Source organism: Actinokineospora fastidiosa (genome assembly GCF_014648415.1).
GTDB classification, from domain to species: domain Bacteria; phylum Actinomycetota; class Actinomycetes; order Mycobacteriales; family Pseudonocardiaceae; genus Actinokineospora; species Actinokineospora fastidiosa.
Map to the genome: position 1 here is coordinate 14,862 of NZ_BMRB01000006.1, position 22,159 is coordinate 37,020.

At 74.3% G+C, this 22,159-nt stretch carries 20 protein-coding genes; 6 read left to right on the forward strand and 14 right to left on the reverse strand.

The window, feature by feature from the left end:
• The first annotated feature begins 3 nt into the window (after positions 1 to 3).
• Complete coding sequence (locus IEY98_RS26240) at positions 4 to 1,497, forward strand: hypothetical protein (protein ID WP_189213332.1); 1,494 nt, start codon at positions 4 to 6, stop codon at positions 1,495 to 1,497.
• Positions 1,498 to 1,678: 181 nt separating this feature from the next.
• On the opposite strand, the gene IEY98_RS26245 is transcribed toward IEY98_RS26240, so the two are convergent.
• From IEY98_RS26245 to IEY98_RS26255, 3 genes are read right to left on the reverse strand one after another with little or no spacing between them, the layout of a single operon-like run.
• The gene (locus IEY98_RS26245) at positions 1,679 to 4,042 is read right to left on the reverse strand and encodes a [protein-PII] uridylyltransferase (RefSeq protein WP_189213333.1); all 2,364 of its coding nucleotides are present in this window, start codon (positions 4,040 to 4,042) and stop codon (positions 1,679 to 1,681) included.
• Positions 4,043 to 4,045: 3 nt separating this feature from the next.
• Complete coding sequence (locus tag IEY98_RS26250; protein WP_189213334.1) at positions 4,046 to 4,384, reverse strand: P-II family nitrogen regulator; 339 nt, start codon at positions 4,382 to 4,384, stop codon at positions 4,046 to 4,048.
• Positions 4,385 to 4,389: 5 nt separating this feature from the next.
• Positions 4,390 to 5,709 (reverse strand): ammonium transporter, encoded by a 1,320-nt coding sequence (locus IEY98_RS26255; protein ID WP_229787512.1) that lies wholly within the window; start codon positions 5,707 to 5,709, stop codon positions 4,390 to 4,392.
• A gap of 164 nt (positions 5,710 to 5,873) precedes the next feature.
• Here IEY98_RS26255 and IEY98_RS26260 point away from each other — a divergent pair, with 164 nt between their 5' ends.
• Complete coding sequence (locus IEY98_RS26260) at positions 5,874 to 6,452, forward strand: (2Fe-2S)-binding protein (RefSeq protein WP_189213336.1); 579 nt, start codon at positions 5,874 to 5,876, stop codon at positions 6,450 to 6,452.
• Positions 6,452 to 7,282: an NAD-dependent epimerase/dehydratase family protein gene (locus IEY98_RS26265; RefSeq protein WP_229787514.1), complete on the forward strand. Its 831-nt coding sequence runs from the start codon at positions 6,452 to 6,454 to the stop codon at positions 7,280 to 7,282. The genes IEY98_RS26260 and IEY98_RS26265 overlap by 1 nt, the downstream gene beginning before the upstream one ends.
• On the opposite strand, the gene IEY98_RS26270 is transcribed toward IEY98_RS26265, so the two are convergent.
• Both IEY98_RS26270 and IEY98_RS26275 read right to left on the reverse strand, forming a co-directional pair.
• The gene (locus IEY98_RS26270) at positions 7,240 to 8,025 is read right to left on the reverse strand and encodes an inositol monophosphatase family protein (RefSeq protein WP_189213337.1); all 786 of its coding nucleotides are present in this window, start codon (positions 8,023 to 8,025) and stop codon (positions 7,240 to 7,242) included. The two genes, IEY98_RS26265 and IEY98_RS26270, sit on opposite strands and share 43 nt — an antisense overlap.
• Positions 8,026 to 8,034: 9 nt before the next feature.
• Positions 8,035 to 8,697 carry a helix-turn-helix transcriptional regulator gene (locus IEY98_RS26275; protein WP_189213338.1) on the reverse strand — a complete coding sequence of 221 codons (663 nt, stop codon included), beginning with the start codon at positions 8,695 to 8,697 and terminating at the stop codon, positions 8,035 to 8,037.
• 77 nt (positions 8,698 to 8,774) lie between these two features.
• Here IEY98_RS26275 and IEY98_RS26280 point away from each other — a divergent pair, with 77 nt between their 5' ends.
• From IEY98_RS26280 to IEY98_RS26290, 3 genes are read left to right on the forward strand one after another with little or no spacing between them, the layout of a single operon-like run.
• The gene (locus IEY98_RS26280) at positions 8,775 to 9,194 is read left to right on the forward strand and encodes a hypothetical protein (RefSeq protein WP_189213339.1); all 420 of its coding nucleotides are present in this window, start codon (positions 8,775 to 8,777) and stop codon (positions 9,192 to 9,194) included.
• On the forward strand, positions 9,191 to 9,793 hold the full coding sequence (folE, locus tag IEY98_RS26285; protein WP_189213340.1) for a GTP cyclohydrolase I FolE: 603 nt from the start codon (positions 9,191 to 9,193) through the stop codon (positions 9,791 to 9,793). Before IEY98_RS26280 ends, folE begins: the two co-directional genes overlap by 4 nt.
• An 11-nt stretch (positions 9,794 to 9,804) precedes the next feature.
• Positions 9,805 to 10,995: an NAD(P)/FAD-dependent oxidoreductase gene (locus tag IEY98_RS26290; RefSeq protein WP_189213341.1), complete on the forward strand. Its 1,191-nt coding sequence runs from the start codon at positions 9,805 to 9,807 to the stop codon at positions 10,993 to 10,995.
• 200 nt (positions 10,996 to 11,195) lie between these two features.
• Here IEY98_RS26290 and IEY98_RS26295 read toward each other — a convergent pair whose 3' ends face one another.
• From IEY98_RS26295 to ftsY, 9 genes are all read right to left on the reverse strand, one after another.
• Positions 11,196 to 11,630, reverse strand: coding sequence for a GreA/GreB family elongation factor (locus IEY98_RS26295; RefSeq protein WP_189213342.1), 435 nt, complete (start codon positions 11,628 to 11,630; stop codon positions 11,196 to 11,198).
• Between the two features lie 121 nt (positions 11,631 to 11,751).
• A complete protein-coding gene (locus IEY98_RS26300; RefSeq protein ID WP_189213343.1) occupies positions 11,752 to 13,005 on the reverse strand; it encodes an NAD(P)/FAD-dependent oxidoreductase in 1,254 nt (417 codons plus the stop codon).
• A gap of 483 nt (positions 13,006 to 13,488) precedes the next feature.
• Entirely contained in the window at positions 13,489 to 14,994 is a 1,506-nt protein-coding gene (locus IEY98_RS26305; protein ID WP_189213344.1) for a PucR family transcriptional regulator, read from the reverse strand.
• Positions 14,995 to 15,034: 40 nt separating this feature from the next.
• Positions 15,035 to 15,517, reverse strand: a complete 483-nt coding sequence (locus IEY98_RS26310; RefSeq protein WP_189213345.1) for a carboxymuconolactone decarboxylase family protein — start codon at positions 15,515 to 15,517, stop codon at positions 15,035 to 15,037.
• A gap of 88 nt (positions 15,518 to 15,605) precedes the next feature.
• A complete protein-coding gene (gene alc, locus IEY98_RS26315) occupies positions 15,606 to 16,598 on the reverse strand; it encodes an allantoicase (protein WP_189213346.1) in 993 nt (330 codons plus the stop codon).
• Positions 16,595 to 17,899 carry an allantoinase AllB gene (allB, locus tag IEY98_RS26320; RefSeq protein ID WP_505606722.1) on the reverse strand — a complete coding sequence of 435 codons (1,305 nt, stop codon included), beginning with the start codon at positions 17,897 to 17,899 and terminating at the stop codon, positions 16,595 to 16,597. The genes alc and allB overlap by 4 nt, the downstream gene beginning before the upstream one ends.
• Positions 17,896 to 19,104 (reverse strand): DUF6986 family protein, encoded by a 1,209-nt coding sequence (locus IEY98_RS26325; protein WP_189213347.1) that lies wholly within the window; start codon positions 19,102 to 19,104, stop codon positions 17,896 to 17,898. Before IEY98_RS26325 ends, allB begins: the two co-directional genes overlap by 4 nt.
• Before the next feature lie 2 nt (positions 19,105 to 19,106).
• Positions 19,107 to 20,624 carry a malate synthase A gene (gene aceB, locus IEY98_RS26330; protein WP_189213348.1) on the reverse strand — a complete coding sequence of 506 codons (1,518 nt, stop codon included), beginning with the start codon at positions 20,622 to 20,624 and terminating at the stop codon, positions 19,107 to 19,109.
• A gap of 111 nt (positions 20,625 to 20,735) precedes the next feature.
• The gene (ftsY, locus tag IEY98_RS26335; protein ID WP_189213349.1) at positions 20,736 to 22,112 is read right to left on the reverse strand and encodes a signal recognition particle-docking protein FtsY; all 1,377 of its coding nucleotides are present in this window, start codon (positions 22,110 to 22,112) and stop codon (positions 20,736 to 20,738) included.
• Between the last annotated feature and the right edge of the window lie 47 nt (positions 22,113 to 22,159).

The window sequence follows — 22,159 nt, forward strand, 5'->3', positions numbered from 1 at the left end:
GGGATGCTGGACGCGAAGGCGGCCGCGGCCGCGCTGCTGGGGATGGTCGCCGTCGCGGGGTACGCCCTGCTGCCCGACCTGCGGGTGGCCGTCGCCGCCGTGTTCGTGGTCGTCGGGCTGCTCGTCCGGCCGGTCAGCAGGGACGGCGTGGAGCACGGGGCCGCCACCGCCGCCGTGCTGATCGGGGCCGGGCTGCTGGGGCAGGTGCTCGTCGTCGAAGTCGACCCGGCGCCGCGGTTCGCGGTGGCGCTGGTGCTCGCTCCCCTGGCCGTGGCGCTGCTGGTGCTGTGGGACACCGTGGGCTGGGTCGGGTTGGGCCTGGTCGTGCCGGTGATCGTGGCGGCGCTCAGCGGGGAGTGGGCAGCGGCGCTGCTGGCCGGGCTGGCGGTGGTGGCCGCGCTGATGGCCGTCACCGGGACGTTCTGGACCGTCCTGGGCGCGACGGCCGCGGCGCACGCCGTCGGCGGCGGCGCCGCGCCGGTCGTCGCGCTGACCGGGCTCGCGGGCGCGCCGCTCCCCATCCACCCGGTCACGGCCGCCGTGGGTGTGCTCGTGCCGGTGGTGGCGGGGCTGGTCGCGGCGGTGCGGCGCGACCTGCCCGGCGGGCTGGCCGCGGCGGCGGCGCTCGCGGCGCCCGCGCCCGGGGCGGGTCCCGTGCCGCTGGTCGTCCTGCTCGCGGTCGGCGCCGCGGCGGCGCTGGCGCTGGGTCCGCTGCGCGGCCTCGCGGACCGGGTGGCCTGCTGGGCGCGCGGCGCGGGCGGGATCTCCCGGGAGGCGTTGATCGCCGCGTTGGGCGGAGTGGCCGTCCTGCTCGCGGGGTACGGGGTGCCTGCGTTAGGGCTGGATCAGGCGGCTCGGGGCGGGATCGGGCTGGTGTTGCTCCTGGGGGCGGCGGGGGTGGCGTACTGGTTGCCCACGCGGCTCGGTGGCGTGCTCGGGGGGTTGGTGCTGGCCGGGTTCGCGGTCACTGGGCCTTGGCAGCGGTTGGGGTTGGTCAGCACCGACTCATCCCTGCTGGAGTTGGCGTTGGTGCTCTTCTCCGCGATCGGGATGGTGGTGACGGCCGCTGTCGTGGCGGCGCTGTGGCTGCGGCACCGGCATGCGGGGGTTGTGGCGGGGGGCGCGCTGCTGGTGCTGCACGATCTCGCCTGGTTGCTCTCCGCTGACCTTTCGGCCCCGCCGGGTCCGTTGGCCGTGGTCGGACCGTTGATCGCCCTTGGGGTGGTTGCCATCGGGGTGCGGGCGGCGCGGGGGGTCGTGCTCGGGGCGGCCGGGTTCACGCTGGCGGCGATGACCGCTCGGACGTTCAGCGGCCAGGGTGTGGAGTTGCCGCGGATCGCACCGCTCACGCCGACCGATGTCCTGCTGAACGCGCAGTTGCCGGACAACCCGGCCTGGATCGTCCCCCTGCTGCTGATCGCCCTGCTCTGCGCGCGCAGCGCGGCCGTGCCGCTGGTCGTCGTGTTCGGGACGCAGGCCCTGCTGGTGGCGCTCTAGGTCACCGGGATGGGGCCCGACCCCTCGACGGGCCCCTTCCCGGCTGCGTCCGCCCCCTCCAGCCGTCCCGGTCCCCCAACCGGTCCGGCATGGCCGCTCTCGCTCGGACACCGCAAAGCCTGCCCTTATTCCCGGCCCGGCCCCAGCGTGGACGCCCGCGTATGCGGCTGAGTAGCACTACTCATCCGCATGCCCGCAAGACCGCGTTCTCGATCGCCCGCCGCCACCCCGGTCCGGCGCCCTTGGGGATGCCGAAGGAGTCGACGACCGACCCGCCCAGGGTCGCCACCCTGGCCCAGCGCACGTCCACCCCGCGGCCCTCCAGCGCGTCGGCGACGCTGTGCAGCAGGCCGATCCGGTCCGCGCAGCGCAGTTCCATGACCACGACGTCCGGGCTGCCCGCCTCGTGGTCGAACCACAGCACCCTCGGCTCGGGCGGGTCGGCCGCGACGCCGCCGTAGTCGCGCTCCTTGGCGGCCAGCTGCTCGGCCAGCGGGAGCGTCCCGGCCACGGCGCGGGCGAACTGCTCGCGCAGCAGCGACGGGTCGGGCATGGAGCCGAACCGCGGCGTCACGGTGAACACGCCGACGGCGACCCCGGCGTGCGCGCCCATCGTGGCCGCGTGCACCTCCAGCGAGTTCAGCGCGAGCACGCCCGCCGCGCGCGACAACACGCCCGGGCGGTCGACAGTGGCGATGGTGACGGTCGCCGGACGTGTCCCCGCCACGAGCACGTCCGGCTTCCCGGACGCCGCCGTCGATTCGGCCAGCGCCCGCTTGTCCGCAGCCAACGGCACACCGTCGGGCAGCGGCTCACCGGCCATCGCGGCGCGGGTCTTGCGCACGAGGTCGCCGACGAGCGCCGCCTTCCAGTCCGTCCACACGCCCGGCCCGGTGGCGAGGGAATCGGCCTCCGCCAGCGCGTGCAGGATGTCCAGCAGGACGGGATCGCGGTCCAGGGTCTCGGCCATCCGCTCGGCCGTGGCCGGGTCGTCGATGTCGCGGCGGGTCGCGGTGTGCGGCAGCAGGAGGTGGTGGCGCACCACGGCGGCGAGCGTGTCGACGTCCTGTTTGGACAGCCCGAGCCGGTGGCCGACCTGCGTGGCCAGCGCCGCGCCGACGACGGAGTGGTCGGCGTCGCGGCCCTTGCCGATGTCGTGCAGCAGCGCGCCGAGCAGCAGCAGGTCGGGGCGCGAGACCGAGGTGACCCGGCGGGCGGCGTTGACCGTCGTGCGCACGAGGTGCCGGTCGACGGTCCAGATGTGCGCCATGTCGCGGGGCGGCAGGTCGCGCACGGCGCCCCACTCCGGGAACAGCCTGGCCCACAGGCCGGTGCGGTCCAGCGCCTCGACCACGTCGGTCAGCCCCTCCCCCGCGCCCAGCAGCGCCACGAGGTCCTGGCGGACCTCGGCGGGCCACGGGGCGCGCAGTTCGGGGGCCGTCTCGCCCAGCCGCGACAGCGCCGCGGGCGCGATCGGGTGCCCGGTGCGGACGGCGGCCGCGGCGACGCGCAGCAGCAGGCCGGGGTCCTTGCCGGGCTCGGCGTCGCGGGCGAGCACCACCTCGCCGGCGTGCAGGACGACGCCGTCGGCCAGCGGACGGCGTTCCGGCGCGCGGCGCAGCACCCCGAGCACCCGCCGCTGCGGCTGGGCCGACGACACCGCGCGCAGCGCGACGTCCACCGCGTACGCCACGGTTCGGCCCGCGCCGGACAGCGCGCGCACCAGGGCGAACCGGTCGCCCAGCCCCAGCGCGGACGCGACCTCGTCGCCGTCCTGCGGGCGCAGGACGTCCCGGGGACGGCCCACCACGCGGCGCAGCTCGGTGCGGGTGTCCAGCAGCAGGGTCCGGGCCGCCTGGACGTCCTCGCCCGGCCGGTCCACCAGCTGCGCGACGGCCAGCGCGTCGAGGACGCCGAGGTCGCGCAGCCCGCCGCGGCCGTGCTTGAGGTCCGGCTCGACCCAGTGCGCGACCTCCCCCGCCCGCGCCCAGCGCTTGCGCACGGACTCCAGCAGCTCGCCCAGGCGCTTGCGCGCGCCCGCCCGCCAGGAGTCGCGGGCCGCGCGCGCGAGCCGCACGCCGATCTCGGCGTCGCCTGCCATGTGCCGGGCGTCCAGCAGGCCGAGCGCGACCCGCAGGTCCGTCCCGGCCACCTCCAGCGCCTCGCCGACGGTGCGCACCGAGTGGTCCAGCCCGACCCCGGCGTTCCACAGCGGGTACCAGAGCCGTTCGGCCACGTCGGCGACCGGTTTGCGCCCGTCGTGCACCAGGACCAGGTCGAGGTCGGCGTACGGGACCAGTTCGCGCCTGCCGAGGCCGCCGACGGCGAGCAGCGCGACGCCCTCGCCGCGCCCGCCGATCCCGGCCTGCGCCGCGTGCGCGGTGAGCCAGAACTCGTGCAGGTCGGCGAGGGCCTCGCGGAGCGCGGGCGGGCTCAGCCGGTGTCCCCCGGACGCGCCTGCGGACCCGGCGCGCCCGCGACCGAGCAACCGGTCGCGGGCGAGCACCAGGTCCGCGGCGTTCGGGGCGTGCTCCCCCTGGGTCATGGGCTAGATCGCGTCCGTGCCGCGTTCCCCGGTGCGCACGCGCACGACGGTCTCGACCGGGGTGACCCAGACCTTGCCGTCGCCGATCTTGCCGGTGCGCGCGGCCTCGACCACGGCGTCGACGACCTTGTCGCCCATGACGTCGTCGACGAGGACCTCGACGCGGATCTTGGGCACGAAGTCCACCGAGTACTCCGCGCCGCGGTAGACCTCGGTGTGGCCCTTCTGCCTGCCGTAGCCCTGGACCTCGCTGACGGTCATGCCGAGCACGCCGATCTGCTCCAGCGCGGCCTTCACGTCGTCGAGGGTGAAGGGCTTGATGATCGCGGTGACCAGCTTCATGTCGCTCAGCCTTCCTTGCCTGCGGAGACCTTCTGGGCCAGCATGTCCGCGGTCTTGCCGAGGGACGACCCGCCGCCGCGCAGGCTGGAGAACTCGTAGCCGGACTCGGCGTGCTCGGACTCGTCGATGCCGGTGGCCTCGGCCTCTGCGGAGATCCGGAAGCCGATCGTCTTGTTGAGGATGAAGCCGATGATGAAGGTCAGCACGAAGCTGTAGGCCATCACCACGGCCGCGGCGAGCGCCTGCTTGCCCAGCAGGGTCGCGCCGCCGCCGTAGAACAGGCCGTCCTGGCCCGCGGCGTTGACGCCGGTCGTGGCGAGCAGGCCGATCATCAGCGTGCCGACGAGGCCGCCGACGAGGTGCACGCCGACCACGTCGAGGGAGTCGTCGTAGCCGAGCTTGTACTTGAGGCTGACGGCGAGCGCGCAGAGGACGCCCGCGACGAGGCCGATGGCGATGGCGCCCAGCGGGCTGACGAACCCGGCGGCCGGGGTGATGGCGACCAGGCCCGCGATCGCGCCGGACGCCGCGCCCAGCGTGGTGGGCTTGCCGTCGCGGACCTGCTCGACGATGAGCCAGCCGAGCACGGCAGCGCCCGTGGCGACGGTGGTGGTGACGAAGGCGACGCCCGCGAGCTCGTTGGCGCCGACGGCGGACCCGGCGTTGAAGCCGTACCAGCCGAACCAGAGCAGACCCGCGCCGAGCAGGACGAACGGCAGGTTGTGCGGGCGCATGGGCTCGCGCGGCCAGCCCTTGCGCTTGCCGAGGACCAGGGCCAGCGCGAGGGCGGCGGCGCCCGCGTTGATGTGCACGGCGGTGCCGCCCGCGAAGTCCAGCGCGCCGAGGGTGTTGGCGATCCAGCCGCCGACCTCGCCGGTGAGGCCGTCGAAGTCGAAGACCCAGTGCGCGACGGGGAAGTACACCACGGTGGCCCAGATCGCGATGAAGATCGTCCAGGTCCAGAACTTGGCGCGGTCGGCGATCGCGCCGGAGATCAGCGCCGCGGTGATGATGGCGAACATCAGCTGGAACACGACGAAGACCACGTGCGGCAGGGTCCCGGTCGCCGTGCCGAGCACGCCGTCGAGGCCGAGGAAGTCCCCGCCGCCGAGCAGGCCGCCGCCGACGTCCTCGCCGAAGGCGAGCGAGTACCCGTAGAGCACCCACAGCACGCTGACCACGGCCAGCGAGATGAAGCTCATCATCAGCATGTTGAGCACGCTCTTGGCCCGCACCATGCCGCCGTAGAAGAACGCGAGTCCCGGCGTCATGAGCATGACCAGGGCGGCGCTGGCCAGCACCCAGGCCGTGTCTCCTGTGTCCACACTGTCCTCCATCACCGATCGATTGCCCGGAATCATTGGAGTGGCCTGTTTCGCCGGATGACGCGCGAGGTTTCGCCGCCGTGAACTGTCGGTCCCGTCGTGTTACGGCCACGTTGCGTGCGTGCTCCGCCACGGTGGGCGCGGCTGTAACGTGATCCATCGAGATGAGCGACGTGGCGGCGGTGGGCGACCCGGAGTGGGTGGCCGGGCGGATCGGGTCGTCCCGGTCGCGCTACCCGGGGGCCGACGCCCGGGTCCTGGGCACGCTGTGGTGGTACGAGGCGAGTTCGGCGCTGGTGGGGCCGGTCGTGGAGAGCGCGGTCGCCGGTGGTCCGGTCGCCGACGCCTGCTCGATGGTGCTGTCGGTGACGCCCGACGGGCGGGTGGCGGACGCGCGGGCGCGGGCGGTCCGGGCCGATCCGGGGCCCGCGCTGCGGGAGGTGCTGGCGGCGGGGATCACCGCGGTGTCGTCGGTTAGCGGCGCGTCGGCGCGGTCGCTGTGGGCGATCGCGACGGACTCCGTGGGCAACCGGACGCTGTGGGCGGGCGGGACCCCCGCGCACGCGGTGGCGGTCGCCGCTGCCGTCGGCCCGGACCTGCCGGTGCCGCGGTTCGCGGTCGCGGGCGGGCGGCTGGTGGTGCGGCGGGCGTCGTGCTGCCTGATCTACCGGGCGGGCGAGCCGAAGTGCGTCAGCTGCCCCAGGCAGACTCCCGAGGTGCGCGCACGGCGGCTGGAGGGCTGATGGGCAGGGTGGTGATCACGGGGTCGTCCGGGATCGTGGGCTCGGCCGTCGCGGCGGAGCTGCACGCGTCGGGGTGGACGGTCCTGGGGTGGGACGCCCGACCGGGGCGGTGGACCGACCACGTCGGCGATCTGCGCGACCCGGCCTTGCGCGCCCGGGCCCTGGCGGGGGCGGACGCCGTGGTGCACGCGGCCGCGCTGCACGCCCCGCACGTCGGGCGGGTGCCGGACGAGGACTTCCGGTCGGTCAACGTCGAGGCCACGGCGGCTCTGCTGGACCAGGCCGTCCGCTGCGGGGTCCGGCGGTTCGTCTACACGAGCAGCACGTCGGTCTACGGGCACGCGCTGGTCCCCCGCGACCGCGCGGTGTGGGTCGACGAGACGCTGGACCCGCTGCCGCGCGACATCTACGACGAGACCAAGCTCGCGGCCGAGACCCTTGTCCGCGCCCACGAGGCCCTGTCGCCTGTCGTCCTGCGGATAGCCCGCTGCTTCCCGGAGCCGCGGCCGATCCGCGCGGCGCACCGGCTGCACCGCGGCGTCGATCCGCGGGATGTGGCTCAGGCGCACCGGATGGCGGTGGATCGCGCCGGGGTCGACGGCGTGTTCACCATCGCCGGACCGGTCGTGTTCACCCGGTCGGATGTCGAGGAGCTGTGGCGCGACGCCGCCGCCGTCCTCGGCCGCCGCGCGCCGGAACTCGTCGCGGTGTTCGAGCGCAACGGGTGGCCGGTGCCCGAGCGGATCGACCGCGTCTACGACTCGTCCGCCGCTACGGCGAAATTGGGCTATCGGCCGGTGCACGGTGCCGCGTCGGTCGCTGCGGCCTGATCGGCGGCGATCACCGCGACCAGGTCGGCGTGGGTGCGGGCGTCGGCGGCGGCCACCAGGCCCTGGGCGCCGGTGTGCAGCGGTCCGCCCACGAGGTTGGAGACGACACACCCGGCCGCCTGGCAGAGCGCGATGGCCGCGCTGAAGTGCACGCTGTCGCGGAGGTGGCCGTCGGTGACGTAGCCTGCGCGCTTGCCAGCCGCGACCCAGGCCAGCGCCAGGGACGTCGACAGCACCCGGGGCCGGAAGCGGGCGGTGAACGCCGGGTCGGCGAGCAGCCGGGCCGCGCTGAACCGGTCCCGGTTGGGGAACGGCGGGTCGATGTCGACGTCCACGATCCGGCTGGCCGGATCCGGGGCGAGGGCGCCGTCGGTCCGGAAGACCTCGCCGGAGAACGGGTCGGCGACGGCGGCTGCGGTGATCTCGCCGTGGACGCGCAGGGCGACGTTGACCGCCACCAGCGGCGTCCCCACGGCGTAGTTGTGGGTGCCGCACAGCGGGTCGACCAGCCAGGTGCGGTCGGCCTGGCCGGTGGCGCCCAGTTCCTCCCCGACGACAGCGTCATCCGGGCGGGCGGCGCGCAGGACCGCGAGGATGGCGCGTTCCGCCGCCACGTCCGCCTCGGTGGCGAAGTCGTCGGCGTCCTTGGCGAACCGCCGCAGGGCGCGCCCGCGCAGCGACCGGACGACCTCGGCGCCCGCCTCGGCCGCCCTGGCCGCCAGTTCGGCGTCGGTCTCCCCCATGCGGGCAGCCTAGGCGGGGGCGATGCGCACGCAGCAGTGGCCGGGGGCCGGGTCGAGGCGGGCGGTCAGGCCGGACTCGGCCATCCCGTCGAGCAGGCCGTCGAGCAGGCAGAGGTTCATTCCGCAGACGAGTTCGGTGTGCTGCTGGGCCAGGCTGTGGAAGGGGCAGTTGGCCATGACGATCTCGCCGCCCGCGGTGCGCGGCTCGAAGCCGAAGGCCTCCAGCGCGCCCAGCACGTCCCGGTCGTCGGTGCGCGCGGCCTCCCCGATGTCGCGGCCGAGCGCGCGGGCGCGGCGGTCGAGGACGGCGCGCGGCGGCTCGCCGGACGCCTGGGCCTCCTGGAGGGCGTCGGCGAGCAGGTGTCCGGCCAGTTCGTAGCGGCGGTCGGGCAGGGACACCGCGATCTGCCGCGGTGAGCGCCGGTACAGCTTGGCCGGGCGGCCCGCGCCCGGACCCGTGCGGCCGGTGCGGCGTTCGTGGACGACCTCGAGCAGGCCCTCGCCGACCAGGCGGTCGAGGTGGAACGCGACGGTGGTGCGGGGCGCGCCCACGGCGTCGGCGGCTTCGTCGCGGCTCACCGGGGCGGGGCTGCGCACGACGAAGTCGTACAGCCTGCGCCGGGTCGGCTCGTCGAGCGCGGCGACGGCGGAGACGTGGGACGGGTCGCCCATTCTAAAAACCACTCCTGTTGACGAAATTCGGCCTGCGGTTCTAACGTTAGCCCATCTTGTCGTTAGAAGGAGGAGTCATGGCCACCGACGTGTCCGGCATCCGCTCCGCGCTGCGGTCCGACCCAAGCCACCAGGCGTTCCTGCTGCTGCGGACGGTGTTCACCGTCGCGCCGGTGCTGTTCGGCCTGGACAAGTTCTTCAACGTGATGGTCGAGTGGCCGGTGTACCTCGCCGGGTGGATCGACGGGCTGCTGCCGGGCACGGCGCAGCAGGCGATGTACGGCATCGGCGTCGTCGAGATCGTCGCGGGCCTGGTCGTCGCCGTCGCGCCGCGCTTCGGCGGGCTGCTCGTGGCCGCGTGGCTGACCGGGATCATCGTGAACCTGCTGACCCTCCCCGGCTACTACGACGTCGCGCTGCGCGACTTCGGCCTGCTGGTGGCCGCGCTCGCGCTGGCCAGGCTGGCCGTGAAGCACGCCCCGGGGAAGACGGCATGACCGAGGCGCTCACCCGCCACCTCCAGGTGGTGCCCGGCCGCAACGGCGTCGACCTGGCGGCCGCGGAGCGGGCGGTGGCCGACCTGCTCGTCGCCCTCGGCCGCGACCCGGACACCGAGCACCTGGCCGACACGCCCCGCCGGGTCGCCCACGCCTACGCGGAGATGCTGACGCCCCGGGAGTTCGACCTGACGACGTTCCCCAACGACGAGGGCTACGACGAGCTGGTCCTCGCCCGCGACATCCCCGTGCAGTCGCTGTGCGAGCACCACATGCTGCCCTTCCACGGCGTGGCGCACGTGGGATACCTGCCCGGGGCGCGGATCCTGGGGCTGTCGAAGCTGGCGCGCGTGGTCGAGCTGTTCGCCCGCGATCTGCAGGTCCAGGAACGCCTCACCAAGCAGGTGGCCGAATGGCTGCAGCGCCACCTCGCCCCGCACGGCGTGGGCGTGGTGATCGAGGCGGAGCACCTGTGCATGTCGCTGCGCGGCGTGCGGGCGGCGGGGACGCGCACCGTGACCTCGGCGCTGCAGGGCCTGTTGCGCGAGGATCCGAGGTCGCGGCAGGAGTTCTTCGCCCTGGCCGGGGTCAACGCGTGAAGGAGGAGGACATGGACGAGGTGTTCGTGATCGTCGGGGCGGGGCTCGCCGCGGCGAAGGCAGCGCAGGCGCTGCGCGACTTGGGCTTCGCCGGACGCGTGGTGGTGATCGGCGACGAGGCCGACCGGCCCTACGAGCGCCCGCCGCTGTCGAAGGGCTACCTGCTCGGCGACCAGGAGCGCGCCGCGGTGTTCGTGCACGGCGAGGACTGGTACGGGCAGAACTCGGTCGAACTGCGCCTCGGCAGCCCGGCGGTCGGGCTGGACCGGGCGGCGCGGGTGGTCGAGCTGGCCGACGGCTCGCGGATCGGCTACACGAAGCTGCTGCTGGCCACCGGGTCGACGGCCAAGCGCGCGCCGGGCCTGTCCGGCGTGCACTACCTGCGCAGGCTTGAGGACTCCGACCGGCTGCGCGCTGCGCTGGAGACCGGCGGTCCGGTCGTCATCGCGGGCGCGGGGTGGATCGGGCTGGAGGTCGCCGCGGCGGCCCGCACGCGCGGCTGCCCGGTCACCGTCGTCGAGCCCGCACCGACGCCGCTGCACGCGGTGCTGGGGCCGGAGCTCGGCGGCTTCTTCGCCGACGTGCACCGCGGGCACGGGGTCGAGTTCCGCTTCGGCGCTCAGCTCTCCGCTGTCCGGGACGGGGTGGCGGTGACCTCCGACGGGGAGGAGATCGCGGCGGCGACGGTGGTCGTGGGGATCGGGGCGCGGCCGAACACGGAGTTGGCGGAGAAGGCCGGGCTCGCTGTGGACAACGGCGTTGTCGTGGACTCGGGGCTCCGTACCGAGGACCCCTATATCTACGCTGCCGGTGATGTGGCCAGTGTGCCGAACGCCTTGTACGGCAAGCGTTTGCGGGTTGAGCACTGGGGCAACGCTCTTGCTGGTGGTGAGGCCGCGGCCAAGGCGATGGTGGGGCAGGACGTTGTGTACGACGAGCTGCCGTACTTCTTCTCTGATCAGTACGACGTGGGCATGGAGTTCGCCGGGTTCGTGGCGCCTGGGTCGTACGACCGGGTGGTGCGGCGTGGGGAGGGGACGGAGTTCCACGCGTTCTGGCTGGCCGGGGATCGGGTGGTCGCGGGGATGCACGTCAATCGGTGGGATGAGGGGATCGGGGATGTGCAGGCGTTGATCCGGTCTCGGCGGGCGGTGGATGTCTCGCGGTTGGGGGATGTGTCTGTGCCGTTGTCGGTGCATTAATCGCTGGGGGTGCTGCTCCCTCGGCCTCAAGTGTTTAACCCTGGGAGGGCGGAGTAAAGGGCGCCTTCGGCGTCGCTGCGCGACAGGCTTCGCCTGCCCTTGACACCGCCCTCCCAGGGTTAAAGACGGCCAGGACGAGGGAGCAGGGGGGAGTCTGATCGACTGGGGCCTGCACGTGTGGGGGCGCGTGAGGCTGGTGATCAGGTCTGAGGAGTTGGCTGGCGATAGGGGACGGCGTCCAGCAGGGTGATCTTGACTGTGCTGCCGTTGGGGACCTGGTATTCGCACTGGTCGCCCTTGCGGGTGCCGGTTAGGGCGCGGCCCAAGGGAGAGTCTGGGGAGTAGACCTCCAGGGTGCCGTGTTCGGCTTGGCGGACGCCCAGCAGGAAGGTCTCGGTCTCGCCGGTGTCGTCGTAGCGGACGGTCAGGACCATGCCGGGTTCGGCGATGCCGTCGTCTGCGGGGGCTTCGCCCACCACGGCGTTGTTCAGCAGGTCGCGGATTTCGCGGATGCGTTGGTGGCGGGTGCCGTGCTCGTCGTCGGCGGCGGTGGGTGGGGTCAGCAGGTCGGCCAGTTCGGCGCGGAGGCGGTCGTGGGCCTCGGGGGTCAGCCAGGTGCGGTGGGTGCTCGTCATCGGTGTTCTCCAGGTGCTGAGGCGCCGTCAGGGCGGTGGGGTAAGGCCGCCCTGACGGCGATGTGCCCGTGCGGTCCGGGCTCTCGGCGCCGGACCGCACGGACTGGGAGGTGGTTCGGGGTCAGCGCAGCGGGTCGAACTCGCGCAGCGCGGCGGGCTGTTTGCCGGTGGTGACCTGTTCGGCCAGCAGGCGGCCGGTGATCGGGCCGTGGGCGAGGCCCCACATGCCGTGGCCGCTCGCGACGTAGACGTTCGGCGCGCGCACGGCGCCGATCAGCGCCCGTCCGTCCGGGGTGACCGGGCGCGGGCCCACCCAGACGTCGGTGCGCTCGTCCCAGCGCACGCCGTCCAGCAGCGGGCGGGCGGAGGCGATGATCGCGTCCAGCCGGGCGGGCACGCCGGGGGCGTCCGGGTCGCGGAACTCCATCGTGCCCGCGACGCGCAGCGCGCCCTGGTAGGGCGTGCACGCGACCCGCACGTCGGGGAGGTAGACCGGGCCGGGGACGGGGTGGTCGACGGGCACGGTGAACGAGTACCCGCGCCCCGCGCGGACCGGCACCCGCACGCCCCACTCGCGGGCCATCCGGGACAGCCACGCGCCGGTCGCCACGACGGCGACGTCAGCGGACACCGCCGGGCCGGTGCGCGGGTACACGGTGACGCCCTGGCTGTGCGTGCGCACGCCCGCGGCCTCGAACAGCCGGATCGTCGCGCCGCGGGCGACGACGGCCCGCCCGAGCGCCTGGACGAACGCGCCGGGGTCGAGGTAGCGCTGGCCCTCCACGCGCACGCCGGTCGTGAGCGCGGAGGAGGCCAGCGGCACGTGCTCGCGCAGCTGGTCGACCGTCAGCTCGGTGTGCGCGATGGGCTGGCCCGCGTCGGCCATCCTGCGCAGCTCCCGCAGCAGGCCCTGCGCCTGCCGCTGGGTCCGGAAGGCGGCGGTGATCGGGGCGTCGATGGTGGGCGCGTCCACGCCGTTGGCGGTGAGAACGTCGAAGGCCTCGATGCACTCCTCGTTGAACGGCAGGTTCGCCCGGACCGCGCGCGTCCAGGACGACCACCGGCAGTTCGCGGCGAAGCGGGTGAGGAACGCCCACAGGCCCGGGTCAGCGGTCACCGGGATGTGCAGGGGCGCGGTCGGGCTGAACAGCGACCGCAACCCGTACCGCAACACCGACGGCTCGTTGAGCGGGATCGCCAGCCCCGGCGCGATCCACCCGGCGTTGCCCCAGGAAGCCCCCGCGGCCACCGAGGCCCGATCGACGACGGTCACCTCGACCCCGCGCTCCTGCAGGAACCAGGCCGTGGACAACCCCACGATGCCCGCGCCGACCACGACCGCCGACCGCGGACCGCCATCGATGCGCCCGACCATGACCAACCTCCAGAAATCGCCCGTCCAGACCAGCATGGAACGCCAAGCGCACAGGACCGTTGTCCGTTCCCTACAGTCCGGAAGGGGTCTGCTGTCGGTTCCCTACAGCTGGGGTGGGGGTAGAGCGGGGCTGGAGAGGAGCGGTGGGTTGCCATCGCTGCCGCCGACCGGGCGGGACGGGACAGGCCGGGGTGGGCGATGAGGGCCCGCTGCGCCGTGGCGAGCCGCGCCCGACCCGCCGCCCCAGGGCGAAAGTGGGGTTTCGGGCACGACCCGGCACTGAGCAAGGTCAGCTTGCACCCGACCGGGCAGGCCGGAAGGCGCGTTGCACCGATGAGCGGGTTTCGGCGCGACTGGACGATGAGTGAGGTCGGTCTGCGCCTGTCCTGTCGCTGACGCATGTGTGGGGCGACGGTCGGTTTAGGCACGGTCCTTGCCGGTCAGCGTGCCCAGGGCGCGCCCGGTCTGCGCTGGTGGGGGCGGTTACAGCTCGCCGGTGGCGGCTAGGTCGATGATCATGCCTAGGCGTTTGCGGGGGTCGGCTAGGTCGAGGGTCGTCACCTCGGACATCTTGCGGAGGCGGTAGCGGACGGTGTTCTGGTGGATGCCGAGGAGGTCTCCCGCCTCGGCCAGGTCGCCTTGGGCTTCCAGCCAGGCTCGGAGGGTCGCGGCGTACTGGGTGCCGTGTTCGCGATCGTGTCTGCGGAGTTCGGCCACCGGGCCTCGGGCGGGGGTGCGGCCGGTGCGGGCGGCGGCGCGGAGGCGTTGGAGGAGGATGTCGTCCCACGACTCGTCGTAGGCCGGGGGTGGGGAGGCGGGGTCGCGGGCCTCGTGGAGGGCCAGGCACTCGTCGGCCTCCTGGCGGCAGGCGGGGAGTTCGGCCGCCGACGCCGAGCCGCCGATCCCGGCCCAGACGGCCAGCTCCGCGTGCAGCGCGGCCACCCACTCGCGGGCGGCGGCCACGTCCTCGCCGGGCAGGACCGTGTAGAGCGTCGTCCCGGACAGGGCGCTGCGACCGGGGCGCGACCAGCCGAAGCCGGTGGTGGCGCGCTCGAAGGCCAGCAGCAGCGCGGCGTGGCGCTCCTCGTGCGGGCGCAGCGCGATCACCCGCAGCGGGCCCGGCGGCAGGCCCAGCCTGCTGACCACCGTCGCCGCGTCCGCCGTGCCCTCCAGCAGGCGGATGACCAGGTCGGACTCCACCTGCCGCTCCAGGTCCGCGCTCGCCCGGGAGCGCAGCAGGTGCAGGGCGACGGTGCGCGCGCCGTCGGTCAGCGCGGTGCGGTGGGCTCCGGTCAGGGGCTCGCCGCAGGTCACCCAGACCGAGCCCAGCACCTCGCGGCCCGCGCGCACGGCCACGACCATCCGGCCGGTCAGGCCGTGCTCGGCGGCGCGGTCGACGAACAGCGGCTCGGTGGACGCTGCCAGGTGCGCGGTCACGCCCCGGGCGTCGAACAGCGCGCGCAGCCGTTCGGGCGCCCGGCGGCCCAGGATCGTCTCCGAGCGCGCGGCGTCGGCGCGCTGCTGGGAACGGGAGTACGCCAGCACCCGGGAGGACCGGTCCTCGATGGTGACCGCCCCGCCGACGGCGTCGGCGAGGCTGTCGGCGAGGGCGAACAGGTCCGTCGGCCCCCGCCCCGACTCGGTCTCCCTGCCCTCCAGTACGAGCCCGTAGACCACGCCCGCGAGCTGGCTCCAGGAGACGGCGGGATCGACGACCAGCACGGCGATCCCGGCGGCGGCCCCGACCACCGCGGCCTCCCGCTCGGCCTCGACGCCGCCGTGGACGAGCACCGCGCTCGCGCCCGCCGCCCACGCCACGGCCTGGCCGACGGATTCCGCGCCGATGGCCAGGAAGACGTCGCCGCCGACATCACCAGCGTCCTCGCGCATGGCGACGCTGCGCAGCTCGACCGAGCGCGAGACCGGACAGCACGCCAGACGGACGCCGTAGCCGCCCAGCACGTTCACCAGGCGGTCCAACCGCACCATGGCCTCTCCCGTCCTCGGGGAGAGTCCACAGTAAGCGGTTCTACTTCAGGTGGTCGTACTGGCCGGGCTGGTAGTCGCCCGCTGGCTGGCGGGTCATGACGTTCACCCGGTTGAAGGCGTTGATGAGGGCGATGGTGAGCACGATCGAGGCGAGCTGCTCGTCGTCGAAGTGCTTGGCGGCGTTCGCCCACACCTCGTCGCTGACCCCGCCAGCGGCGTCGGCGATCCGGGTGCCCTCCTCCGCCAGCTCCAGGGCGGCGCGCTCGGCCTCGGTGTAGACGGTGGCCTCGCGCCAGGTGGCGACCAGGTTGAGGCGCACCGCGGTCTCCCCGGCGTGCGCGGCGTCCTTGGTGTGCATGTCGATGCAGCCCGCGCAGCCGTTGATCTGGCTGGCGCGGATCTTCACCAGCTCCAGCGTCGCGTGCGGCACCGTCGAGTCCTCCACGGCCCGGCCCGCGGCGATGATGTGCTTCATCGCCTTCAGCACGATCGGGTTGGCCATGAGGTTCAGACGCGCGTCCACGGTGATCTCCCTTGCCGTTGTCGATGGGTACGCCCTTACGACCACGCAGACCCGGGATTTGTGACAGCCGTGGATGTGAGGCCCGTCGCTACGCGCCGCGGAACGTCTCGATCAGGTCGAGTCCGGCGGGGGTGAGGGAGCCGAACAGCCGCAGCCGGGCCATGCCGCCGTCGGGATAGATGTCCAGGCGGACGTGCGTGGCCGGGACCGCGTCGGGGATGCGGAAGCGGTGGCGCGTGTCGGGTTGCAGGCGCGTGCGCGGCAGGAGATGGGCCCAGTCCGCGGAGTCGGACTCCTCCGGGTGGCCCGCCGACAGCGCCGCCCACCCGGGCGCGTTCCCCTTGAAATGCGTGGTGTCCAGCTCCGCGAAGCGGATGACGCCTTCCGCGGCGAGGCGGACGACGGCCCAGTCGTTGCCGTGGTCGCGCCTGCGGCGGGTCTCCCAGCCCTCGCCCATGGAGACCGCCATGCCCGGGGCGATGAGGTTGCTCGGCGAGGAGTAGAACATGTCGCTGCACGCGATCACGCGGGCGCCGTTCTCCAGCGCGGCCAGGTCGAGCGCGGCCGGGTCGAGCAGCGCCGGGTCGGGGACGGGGTGGCCGTGCACGCGCAGCCGGGCGATGCCGCCGTCGGGGTGCATGGTGAGGCGGACGTGGGTGAACCGGCGCGGGTTGTCGACCTCGAACTCCGTGCGGCTGTCGCCGGTCAGCGGCACCCGGGTGAGCAGTGGTTCCCACGGCCCGAGTTCGGCCGGGTCGGGGTAGCCGGACGCGGCGCACGCGGTGACGGAGCAGGCGGGCGGGTAGTTGCCGGTGAAGAACGACGTGTCCACCACGACGCCGCGGATCACCCCGGGCATGCCGAGCCGGATGACCGCGCTGTCGTCGCCGTGGACGCGCCTGCGCCGGGTCTCCCAGCCGTCGTAGATCTGGCCCCGGTGGCCGAAGGTGTGGGGCTGGTAGCCGGGCGGGGCCGTGGTGATCAGGTTCTCCTTCTCGGCGAAGGTCTCGTCGTCGGCCCAGACGACGGAGCCGCCGAAGCGGCGGACGGCGAGGTCGGGCAGGGCCAGCCAGTCGGTCATGCGGTTCCCCGTTCCAGCAGTTCGCCGCGCGGGCGCTCGGCCACCGGCTCGCCGCGCAGCCAGGTTGTCCGCACGACGCCGCGCAGGCGCAGACCGTGGTAGGCGCTGACGGGGTTGCGGTGCAAGAGGGTCCGGGCGTCCACAACGGACTCCTCGTCCGGCGCGAACGCTACCAGGTCGGCGTCGCACCCCTCGGCGATCCGCCCCTTGCGGCGCAGGCCGACGAACTCGGCGGGAGCGGTGGCCATCCACCGGACGACGGTGGTCAGCGGGATGCCACGCGCGTGCGCGGCGGTCCAGACCGCAGACAATCCCACCTGCAGCCCGGCGATCCCGCCCCACGCCGCGCCGAAGTCGGGCCGCTTCAGCTCGGGTGTGCACGGCGAGTGGTCGCTGACCACCATGGAGATCGTGCCGTCGAGCAGGCCCTGCCAGAGCGCGTCGCGGTTGGCGGCGTCGCGGATGGGCGGGCAGCACTTGAACGCGGTCGCGCCGTCGGGGATGTCGTCGGCGTGGAAGACCAGGTAGTGGGGGCAGGTCTCGGCGGTGACGCGCACGCCGGACGCCTGGGCGGCGGCCAGCAGCGGCAGCGACCCCGCGGCCGACAGGTGCACGACGTGCGCGCGGGCCGAGGTCCGGCGGGCCGCGGCGATGACCAGCTCCACCGCGTTGGTCTCCGCCTCGGCGGGCCGGGAGGCGAGGAAGCCGGGGTAGTCGCGGCCTCGGGCGCGGCCGATCACCGCGTCGTCCTCGGCGTGGCAGAGCATCGTGCTGTCGAGGTCGGCGATCACCGCCAGGTGCTCCTCCAGTTCGGCCGGGCGCAGGCAGCCGAACTCGGCGACGCCGGAGTCGAGCAGGAAGCACTTGAACCCGAACACGCCCGCCCGGTGCAGCGCGGGCAGTTCGCGGGCGTTGCCCGGCACCGCCCCGCCCCAGAAGCCGACGTCGACGTGGCAGCGGCCGCGCGCGGCGGCCCGCTTGATCTCCAGCGCCCGCGCGTCGGTGGTCGGCGGGAGGCTGTTGAGCGGCATGTCGATCAGCGTCGTCACCCCGCCCGCGGCGGCCGCGCGGGTCGCGGTGGGGAAGCCCTCCCACTCGGCGCGGCCGGGGTCGTTGACGTGGACGTGGGTGTCGACCAGGCCGGGGAGCAGCACCTCGTCGTCGGCGAGGTCGACCACGTCGTCCGCGCCCGCGTCGGCGTCGAACGGCTCGACCGCGGCGATCCGGCCCGCGCGCACGCGCACCGCCGCCGGGACCTCGCCCGCCGGGGTGACGCAGCGGCGCGCCCGGATCAGGGTCACGGGCGCACCAGCGCGGCCAGGTCCTCGGCCGCGAGGCCGGTGTGCGCGCCGACCTCCTCCGCGGTCAGCGCCCCGCAGTCCACCGCGCGGCGCAGCGATCCGGCCAGCGCCGCCGCGGTGGCGGGCTCGTCCTGCACCGGGCCCGACCCCGAGCCCAGGTACGCCGCCAGCCGCCGCCCGTCGGCCTCGGCCGTCTCCAGGTGGTGGGTGTAGACGGCGGCGTAGCGGGTGACCAGCTGGGCCGGGTGCAGGTCCCAGCCCTGGAAGAACCCGTGCGACAGCGCGCGGCGCACCAGCCGGTAGTGCGTCTGCCAGCCGTGCCGGACCGAGGCGAGGTCGCCGACCGGCAGGACGTTGGTCGAGCCGTCGGACAGCCGCACGCCCGTCCCCGCCGCGGAGACCTGCATGACGTTGCGCGCGAAGTCGCACGCCGCGTGCGCTAAGTGCTGGTCGGCCGCGGACAGCCCGCAGGCCGCGGTGTAGTCGTAGGTGCCGAAGTGCAGGCCGGACACCCGGCCGCGGCCCGCGGCGATCATCGCGGGCACGGCGAGGCGCCCGTCGGCGGACACCACCGAGCGGGGCGTCTCGACCTGGATCTCGAACCGCAGCACCCCGCGCGGCAGGTCCAGCCGCTCCTCCAGCACGTCGAGCACCTCGGCCAGCGCCGCCACCTGGTCGGCCGACGTCACCTTCGGGAAGGTGACCGCGAACCCCGCGGGCGGGCGGCCGAGCCGGGTCAGCACCAGGTCCAGGGTCCGCATGGACCGCATCAGCAGCGCCGTGGTGTCGAAGGACTTCACCCGCAGGCCCGCCGACGCCAGGCCCCACCCGGCGAGCAGGTCGGCGGCGCGCGCGGCGTGCGCGTCCTCGACGGAGTCGTCCCGGACGCCGTAGCCGTCCTCGAAGTCCAGGCGCAGGTCCTCCACCGGCTCGGTCTCCAGCTTGGCGCGCACCCGCTCGTACACCGTGGGCGCCAGGTCCGGCGGCAGGCCGACGATCGCGGCCAGCGCGGCGGCGTCCGGCGCGTGCTCGGCCAGCGCGGCCAGCGCGGCGGCGCCCCAGCGGGCGGGCAGGTCGGCGTCGGCCCGGTCGGCGGGCACGTAACAGGTGTGCACGGGCTGACGGCCCGCCGCCGTCTTCTGCTCCGGTGTGGACAGTCGGGAGGCGATGCCGGTCAGCAGCGCCCCGTCGAGCGTGGTGCGCATGGTCAGATCCGTTCGTAGGCGGGCACGGTGAGGAAGTCCGGGTAGCGCTCGGCCATGGCGACCTCGGCGAACAGCTCGACGGCCGCCGCGCTGCCGGGCAGCGCGGCGCCGACCTCGGCCAGCACGTGGCGCACCACGTCCGCGGTGACGCGCTGGCCGGTGTCGAGCACGACGCCGTTGCGCAGCCACTGCCAGACCTGGGAGCGGGCGATCTCGGCGGTGGCGGCGTCCTCCATGAGGTTGTGGATGGCCGCCGCGCCCGTCCCGCCGAGCCAGGACATCAGGTAGCGGACGCCGACGTCGACGGCCGAGCGCAGACCCGCCGCCGTCGCCTTGCCGGGGGTCGAGGCGACGTCGAGCAGGTCGGCCGCGGTGACGGTCCCGTCGGGCACGACGTGACGCTGGTCGGGGGCGTCGCCGAGGACGCGGTCGAAGACCTCCCGGCAGACCGGCACCAGGTCGGGGTGGGCCACCCAGGACCCGTCGAAGCCCGCGCCCGCCTCCCGTTCCTTGTCCGCGCGCACCTTCGCCAGCGCCCGCTCGGTGACCTCCGGGTCGCGCCGGTTCGGGATGAACGCCGCCATGCCGCCGATCGCGTGCGCGCCGCGGCGGTGGCAGGTGCGGACGAGCAGATCGGTGTAGGCGCGCATCATCGGCGCGGTCATGGTCACGCTGTCGCGGTCGGGCAGCACGTAGTCCGGACCGGCGTCGCGGAAGAACTTGATGACGCTGAACAGATAGTCCCAGCGGCCCGCGTTCAGGCCCGCGGCGTGCTCGCGCAGCTCGAAGAGGATCTCGTCCATCTCGAAGGCCGCCGGGATGGTCTCGATCAGCACGGTCGCCCGGATGGTGCCGTGCGGGACGCCGAGGTCGGCCTGCGCCTTGGTGAACACGTCGTTCCACAGCCGGGCCTCGAGGTGGCTCTCCAGCTTCGGCAGGTAGTAGTACGGGCCGCGGTTGTGGAAGAAGTGCAGGCCGAAGTCGACCAGCGCGGCGGGCACGCGCCGCCCGTCGACCTCGATGTGCTTGTCGTCCAGGTGCCATCCGCGCGGCCGCACGACGATCACCGCGGGCCGCTCGGCCGTCACCGCGTAGTGCTTGCCCTCCGGCGAGGTGTGTTCGAGCACGCCGAGGGCGGCGTCGCGCAGGACGACCTGGCCACCGACGACGTTGTGCCAGTGCGGGGTGTTGGCGTCCTCCAGGTCGGCCAGCCAGACCCGGGCGCCGGAGTTGAGGGCGTTGACGGCCATCTTCGGCTCGGTCGGCCCGGTGATCTCGACCCGCCGGTCCCGCAGCGGCCCGGGGACGGGCGCGACGGTCCAGTCGTCCTCCCGGACCGCCCGGGTGTCGGCCCGGAAGTCGAGCACCCCCAGCGCGCGCCGCCTTGCCCGTTCGGCCAGCAGTTCGTCCCGCCTGCCCGCGAACTCACGATGCAGCCCGGCGACGAACCCCAGCGCCTCGGGGGTCAGGATCTCCGTCCCCCGCCGGACCGGTCCGCCGAGCACCTGGATGTCGGCCATTAGGACATAGTGACCCGCCGATGGCCGAACGGGTACCCACCACGCGGTCGCACTCCGTTCCGACATCCGAACGGCCCACCCCCGTCCAGGGGCGGGCCGTGACGGTCAGGGTCAGCCGAGCAGGGCGTCGACGAAGGCGGACGGGTCGAAGGGGGCCAGGTCGTCGGCGCCCTCGCCGAGGCCGACCAGCTTCACCGGGACGCCCAGCTCGCGCTGGACCTGGAAGACGATGCCGCCCTTGGCGGTGCCGTCGAGCTTGGTCAGGACGATGCCGGTCACGTCGACGACCTCGCCGAACACGCGGGCCTGGGTGAGGCCGTTCTGGCCGGTCGTGGCGTCCAGGACCAGCAGCACCTCGTCGACCGGGCCCTGCTTCTCCACCACGCGCTTGACCTTGCCCAGCTCGTCCATCAGGCCGGTCTTGGTGTGCAGGCGGCCCGCGGTGTCGATCAGCACCGTGTCGACGCCGGACTCGCGGCCGCGCTTGACCGCGTCGAAGGCGACGGCGGCGGGGTCGGCGCCCTCCGGCCCGCGGACGACCTCGGCGCCGACTCGCTCGGCCCAGGTCTGCAGCTGGTCGGCGGCGGCGGCGCGGAAGGTGTCGGCCGCGCCCAGCACCACCGTGCGGCCGTCGGCGACCAGGACGCGGGCCAGCTTGCCGGTCGTGGTGGTCTTGCCGGTGCCGTTGACGCCCGCGATGAGCACCACGGCCGGGGTGCGGGTGTCGCCGTCGCCGTGGGGCAGGGCGCGCACGGCGCGGGTCATCTCCGGGTGCAGCGCCTCGATGAGCACGGAGCGCAGCACGGCGCGGGCCTGCTCGGGGGTGCGGACGGCACGCTTGGAGAGCTCGGTGCGCAGCCGCTCGACGATCTCCATCGTGGTGGCCGCGCCCAGGTCGGCCATCAGCAGGGTGTCCTCGACCTCGGTCCAGGAGTCCTCGTCGAGGTCGCCCGCGCCGAGCAGGCCGAGCAGGCCCTGGCCGAAGACCGAGCGCGACCGCGAGAGCCGCCCGCGCAGGCGCTCCAGCCTGCCCTCGGTCGGGGCGATCTCCTCGGCGGCGCGGGCCTCGGGGATGGCCACCGGGGGCGCACCCTGGGCCGGGACCTCCGGCTCATCGACGACCGGGCCCGGCTGCGCCGGGATGCGGTCGGTGGGCGGGGCGTCCTGCACGGGGATGCGGTCGGTGGCCGGGGTGTCCTGCTCGGGCAGGTCGACGTCGACGAAGCCGCGCTTGACGGAGTCGCGCGGGACGGCGGCGTCGTCGCCGACGCCGGGCTGGCCGTCGACCTCGGTGCGCTCGCCCGCCGGGTGCCCGCCCGGGGCCAGCGAGATCCCGCCGGTGGCCTGGTACCCCTTCGGCCTCTCCTCGACCTGCGGCTTCGTCTGGCCCAGGTCGATGCGCCTGCGGCGGGCCAGCAGCACGCCCGCGACCACGGCGGCCACCAGCACGACGACGGCGACGATAATGATGATCTGGGTGCTCGACACGCGGCCATCCTCGCATCCGCGCCCCGGACCGGCCGGGATGGGCACGG

Bases quoted from the DNA above. Each gene is read 5' to 3' on its own strand.
- IEY98_RS26240 (WP_189213332.1), top strand. From the start codon at position 4: ATGCTGGACGCGAAGGCGGCCGCGGCCGCGCTGCTGGGGATGGTCGCC.
- IEY98_RS26245 (WP_189213333.1), bottom strand. From the start codon at position 4,042: ATGACCCAGGGGGAGCACGCCCCGAACGCCGCGGACCTGGTGCTCGCC.
- IEY98_RS26250 (WP_189213334.1), bottom strand. From the start codon at position 4,384: ATGAAGCTGGTCACCGCGATCATCAAGCCCTTCACCCTCGACGACGTG.
- IEY98_RS26260 (WP_189213336.1), top strand. From the start codon at position 5,874: ATGAGCGACGTGGCGGCGGTGGGCGACCCGGAGTGGGTGGCCGGGCGG.
- IEY98_RS26265 (WP_229787514.1), top strand. From the start codon at position 6,452: ATGGGCAGGGTGGTGATCACGGGGTCGTCCGGGATCGTGGGCTCGGCC.
- IEY98_RS26270 (WP_189213337.1), bottom strand. From the start codon at position 8,025: ATGGGGGAGACCGACGCCGAACTGGCGGCCAGGGCGGCCGAGGCGGGC.
- IEY98_RS26275 (WP_189213338.1), bottom strand. From the start codon at position 8,697: ATGGGCGACCCGTCCCACGTCTCCGCCGTCGCCGCGCTCGACGAGCCG.
- IEY98_RS26280 (WP_189213339.1), top strand. From the start codon at position 8,775: ATGGCCACCGACGTGTCCGGCATCCGCTCCGCGCTGCGGTCCGACCCA.
- folE (WP_189213340.1), top strand. From the start codon at position 9,191: ATGACCGAGGCGCTCACCCGCCACCTCCAGGTGGTGCCCGGCCGCAAC.
- IEY98_RS26290 (WP_189213341.1), top strand. From the start codon at position 9,805: ATGGACGAGGTGTTCGTGATCGTCGGGGCGGGGCTCGCCGCGGCGAAG.
- IEY98_RS26295 (WP_189213342.1), bottom strand. From the start codon at position 11,630: ATGACGAGCACCCACCGCACCTGGCTGACCCCCGAGGCCCACGACCGC.
- IEY98_RS26300 (WP_189213343.1), bottom strand. From the start codon at position 13,005: ATGGTCGGGCGCATCGATGGCGGTCCGCGGTCGGCGGTCGTGGTCGGC.
- IEY98_RS26305 (WP_189213344.1), bottom strand. From the start codon at position 14,994: ATGGTGCGGTTGGACCGCCTGGTGAACGTGCTGGGCGGCTACGGCGTC.
- alc (WP_189213346.1), bottom strand. From the start codon at position 16,598: ATGACCGACTGGCTGGCCCTGCCCGACCTCGCCGTCCGCCGCTTCGGC.
- IEY98_RS26325 (WP_189213347.1), bottom strand. From the start codon at position 19,104: ATGCGCACCACGCTCGACGGGGCGCTGCTGACCGGCATCGCCTCCCGA.
- aceB (WP_189213348.1), bottom strand. From the start codon at position 20,624: ATGGCCGACATCCAGGTGCTCGGCGGACCGGTCCGGCGGGGGACGGAG.